Source organism: Nostoc sp. 'Peltigera membranacea cyanobiont' 213, assembly GCF_002245975.1.
Classification (GTDB): Bacteria; Cyanobacteriota; Cyanobacteriia; order Cyanobacteriales; family Nostocaceae; genus Nostoc.
Genome location: NZ_NOLI01000279.1, coordinates 1 through 3,975, shown reverse-complemented (window position 1 = coordinate 3,975; position 3,975 = coordinate 1). Strand labels below are relative to the sequence as shown.

The 3,975-nt window shown below is 42.7% G+C and carries 7 protein-coding genes and 2 pseudogenes; 3 read left to right on the top strand and 6 right to left on the bottom strand.

All coding sequences use genetic code 11. The features are described from left to right. Positions 1 to 82: 82 nt before the first annotated feature. From CDG77_RS33870 to CDG77_RS33845, 6 genes and pseudogenes are all read right to left on the bottom strand, one after another. Positions 83 to 541 carry a DUF1392 domain-containing protein gene (locus CDG77_RS33870; RefSeq protein ID WP_094333527.1) on the bottom strand — a complete coding sequence of 153 codons (459 nt, stop codon included), beginning with the start codon at positions 539 to 541 and terminating at the stop codon, positions 83 to 85. An 81-nt stretch (positions 542 to 622) separates the two neighbouring features. Then, positions 623 to 991: pseudogene (locus CDG77_RS33865) on the bottom strand (hypothetical protein); the annotation flags it as partial. Positions 992 to 1,128: 137 nt separating this feature from the next. Continuing rightward, a complete protein-coding gene (locus tag CDG77_RS37205; protein WP_181154553.1) occupies positions 1,129 to 1,506 on the bottom strand; it encodes a hypothetical protein in 378 nt (125 codons plus the stop codon). 24 nt (positions 1,507 to 1,530) lie between these two features. Beyond that, positions 1,531 to 1,731 carry a hypothetical protein gene (locus tag CDG77_RS33855; protein WP_094333526.1) on the bottom strand — a complete coding sequence of 67 codons (201 nt, stop codon included), beginning with the start codon at positions 1,729 to 1,731 and terminating at the stop codon, positions 1,531 to 1,533. Continuing rightward, positions 1,724 to 2,050 carry a hypothetical protein gene (locus CDG77_RS33850; protein WP_094333525.1) on the bottom strand — a complete coding sequence of 109 codons (327 nt, stop codon included), beginning with the start codon at positions 2,048 to 2,050 and terminating at the stop codon, positions 1,724 to 1,726. Before CDG77_RS33850 ends, CDG77_RS33855 begins: the two co-directional genes overlap by 8 nt. A 130-nt stretch (positions 2,051 to 2,180) precedes the next feature. Then, positions 2,181 to 3,071, bottom strand: coding sequence for a hypothetical protein (locus tag CDG77_RS33845; protein ID WP_094333524.1), 891 nt, complete (start codon positions 3,069 to 3,071; stop codon positions 2,181 to 2,183). Between CDG77_RS33845 and CDG77_RS37200 the strand changes: the two genes are divergently transcribed. The 3 genes and pseudogenes from CDG77_RS37200 to CDG77_RS33835 form a co-directional block, all read left to right on the top strand. Beyond that, positions 3,065 to 3,370 (top strand): hypothetical protein, encoded by a 306-nt coding sequence (locus tag CDG77_RS37200; RefSeq protein WP_181154552.1) that lies wholly within the window; start codon positions 3,065 to 3,067, stop codon positions 3,368 to 3,370. The two genes, CDG77_RS33845 and CDG77_RS37200, sit on opposite strands and share 7 nt — an antisense overlap. Continuing rightward, positions 3,345 to 3,695: a helix-turn-helix domain-containing protein gene (locus CDG77_RS33840; protein ID WP_219852122.1), complete on the top strand. Its 351-nt coding sequence runs from the start codon at positions 3,345 to 3,347 to the stop codon at positions 3,693 to 3,695. The genes CDG77_RS37200 and CDG77_RS33840 overlap by 26 nt, the downstream gene beginning before the upstream one ends. 44 nt (positions 3,696 to 3,739) lie before the next feature. Then, a pseudogene (locus CDG77_RS33835) lies at positions 3,740 to 3,975 on the top strand (hypothetical protein); the annotation flags it as partial.

Sequence of the window (3,975 nt, the reverse complement as noted above, 5' to 3'; positions counted from 1 at the left end):
ATCTGTTCGATGATTTCGGCAATTTCAATTTGTGACATAACTTTAGTTGGGTGATAATTTTTTGTTGTGTGATTAGAGAGAATTAAACATTTACCCGCACCAAACTTTTTTCACCAACCAGGGAGAAGCGATTCGATATAGTCGGTGTCTTAATTAACGTTGGCGACATCAATTCAACCATGTAAAACCAAGAATTATGCACCAGCGCAATCCCCAAAACCAGCCGTTGCTTTGTTCCTTTGTCGTGAGAGCAGAGGATCACTCTTTGCCCTAGAACAAAAGCAGGTTTTTGCACAGTGATGGTTTCTAACTCTCCAGTTCCGATGATTTGATTTTGTGTAGCGTGGAGTATTTCTTTACCGCAATCAATTGAATAAATCCAACATTCGTGTTTCCATTGCATACCGCAGCAGTAACCAAATGTTCTTGTTGTGCGTAGGAAAACTCTCTCCAGTAAATTAACTGCAACAGGTGGAATTGTTCCACGCCAAGGTGGAGAAAGATACCAACTTGTTTGAAGTGCGTTAATGTTGTCAATCATACTTTTCTCCCCAATAAGTAGTTAATGGCTTCAGTATCGAGAGCGGCAATGCGTTTTTTAATTGATTGTGGCGGGTTATCAAAAAACTGTATTCTCGTCGCCAGCAGTAGCAACGATAATCAATGGTTTGGAGAAATCTTGGATTAATGAGGCAGCTAAAAGGAAGCTTTTAGCAAAATTGGTTTCAATGCCAGTTCTCACTACATAAAGTTCATCGGCACTGACAACAATATCGAGTTTGAGATTGTCCTTGCCTTTAAATTCTTTGGTGGTCAATCGCAGTTCAGATAAGTACCCAGTTAATGCTCTTTGGGTAACAGGGATTTTCTTCTCCTGGCTAATATTAAACTTGTACCAAACGAAAGATTCACCATCTACTTCCCCCTGATTGACAAATAAATAGATGGGTTCAGGAGGGTTGCATAAACCTAGTTTGATTTGAGTAACCATGTTTACCTCGGTTAAAGTTTCATTGATTGGTGTTCTGTGTGCAATAATGGAAATTCTGTAGCGGAAAAGAAACTTCCGTGCGTTCATCTGAAGTAATGGCATTCCTTTGGATGAACGCTTTTGTACTAATTAAAAACTTATCGATTGCGCTCTAACTCCCATTGCAAATAAGTCAGTGCAGTTTGAGCATCAGCAATGTTTAAATCCGGTTGATATCCCTCGTCCAACAATTGTTTGTAGTCTGGGTGCGTAGCAATAAGGCATATCAGAGTCTGGGCTTGTTCAACTAACTGGTCGAGATTAGGGTTAGACATTTCAATGCCGAGCCTTGAACATAAATCTTCTGCCTTTACACCGAATGTTCCTGGTTCAATCTCGGTTTCTAACTCTTCAAGCAGAGATTGAAAATTCGGATGTTCATCGTTGATTTCAACCTCAAACAAATCTGCACTCTTTGTAACGGTGGTTGCCCAATCGGGTAAAGTCTGTGGAATAGTTTTCGCGTAGAGTTTCATAAATGGTTCCTCTTCTATTAAGAGCTAAAAATCCTCGGCAATCTCCAACAAAAAACCGCGTCCCGTGTTCTGTACTTGCACCAGTTCTTTATCCAGCAGAGTTTGAATAACTGAATTTGAAACTTGGCATTGGAGAGAGTGCAGAGGAACACAACCGCCACAAAGTTGAAGTAAACGCAGCAGATGATTAGCTCGACGGTCAAAACTGTCTGTAGAATTAGCCATTACTACTACCTCCAGTTACTACAGCTAACTGTTGTTGCAGGATGGAGATTCGACGCTGATAGAATTCAATTTCTGCGGTAATTTGTGTGAACAATTCCTGTGGAGAGATCGGTTGGATTTGATTCTCTTGCAAGTACGATATTTCATCAGAATTCTTGTTAGGCATCAGTACATAGCGCCAACCATCATCAAATTGTTCAGCCAATTCTGTACCAGATGGGTAGTAGTAAAGTCCCAAGATGATGCCTTGTTCTGTGCGCTGCTCCAAAGCAAAGCGAGGGTAGTCCCAGTGTTGGGGGATTGATATTGTAGGTTGCATTGATTTAATGGGGATTGGTGAATTAATAATTAGGGGAAGGGAAAAAGGGGGAAAGGGCAAAGGGGAAGGGAATGAAGAAATTTACCTTTCCCCTTTCCCCTTTAACCTTTTCCCAGGCGAAGCCTACTCCTTACGCTGTGACTAACTCCGTTCTCTCCAGCAGCCGTTGCAATTTATTGCCAGTTAGCTGTTCTAACGGTTGGTCTAAAAAATATTCATCAAAAATGGATTTATTATCAGTAGACACATCCAGCATCGATAATGAGCGCACTGCATCATAGACAGAGTTAGAATACTGCTGCTGACCTGAATAACCCTGAATCACCCACCAGTTCCCGTTAGTGCATCCGACTTGCCCCAGTTTCACGCCGTTGTTGTTGTAAATGCCATCATCGAGAATTTCAAACCCATAATTCTGGCACTCGTTGAAGATATGCGCCATGATTTGGTTTTCGGTCGAAGAGGAAACTTGCGGGGCAGAGGCGCAGAGGGGCAGAGGAGAAAGCTGTTGTAGGTTTTTCCCCTCTGCACCCCTGCTCCCCTGCACCCCTGCTTCTTCTTGCACAGGTAATGAACCGTCTTTGTAGTGAGTGCAGATGAAGCGATCGCAACGCATTAGAGTGTTGGCACGAAATACTTCTTTATCGTTGACCATTACTACCCAGCGTTGGGTTAAGTGGTTGTCGTCATGGCTGATGCTGGCTACCAGTTTGTCATCAGCGTAATATTCGTGATGGTCAAACGAGATTTCGACTATTGTGAGGGGTTCGGGAGCTATGGCTTGGGCTTGGTCAGCGATGTAGCTGTCGAGTTCGGCTTGGGCTGTGCCTTGTTCGTCGGGGGCAGCGAGGGCGAGTTTCTGAATCTTGCTTGCCTGATATTCAGCGATCACACTAATCCAGGCATCCTTACAGCGTTTGTCGCTTACTTCGGTTGTACAGGCGATTTCACTGTAGATTTGCTTCAGACGGGCAATAGATTTCAGTTGCAGATGTTGATAAGTGTAGATTTGGTATGTCATTATATTGGTTATGCCATCTGTATGGCGGATGTTTTGCAAAAGCGATCGCTTCCAATTTGCGAGAGAGGTGCGGTCGCTTTTTGCTATCTATAAATATAGCGACCTCGCTACATATTTGTCAAGCTTGCATATTAATTGTTATGGCTGCTATATTTGAAGGAATCGCTTTAAGTAAGCGATCTAGCTATAAAAGCATTAGTGGAGGAAACTATGAGAGTAAGGAAAACAAAAAAAGACTCTCAAAAGATGATTCGTTGGCGGCTAAGAATATTAATGGCAGAGAAGAAAATCAGCAATAAAGAACTTGCTGAACTTTCGGGTATCCACCCAACGTCCATTTCAAAACTGAAAAACGCTGATGAAATTGAACAGATCAGTGGGAGAGTTTTAAACAGTTTATGTAATGGTTTAACAAAGGCGTATCAAGCCGCAGGTGATAACCGAATAATTACACCTGGGGATTTGTTTGACTACACTTTTGATCATGATGGCGACCCTACAACTGGGGATATTCAATCAAAAGGTTTACAAAAAGCCGAAAATGAGCAATTATCTAATCCTGGTAAACCAGCTAAACCTAATACTCAGGTATTATGGTTAACACATAATAAGGAGGCATCATAAGTATTTTTGTTCCTGAGCATACTTAAGCCAGAAGAGGTGGAAGCATGAACACCCCACCCCGTAAGCGTAAACAAGCCACCTCTGCCGCATTAAGCAATCCAGAACTGCCCATCAACTCAGACATTACCCCTTCAGAAAACCCAGCTTCAGCAATCATCGATATTGCTGCTGTTGAAGTACCTGAATTGACCGAGCAGGAGCAGAGCGATCGCCTGCACTTGGAGCGTAGGGTAGAACGAGCGTTCTTTGAAGCAGGGAAGGCATTGACTGAGTTACGCGA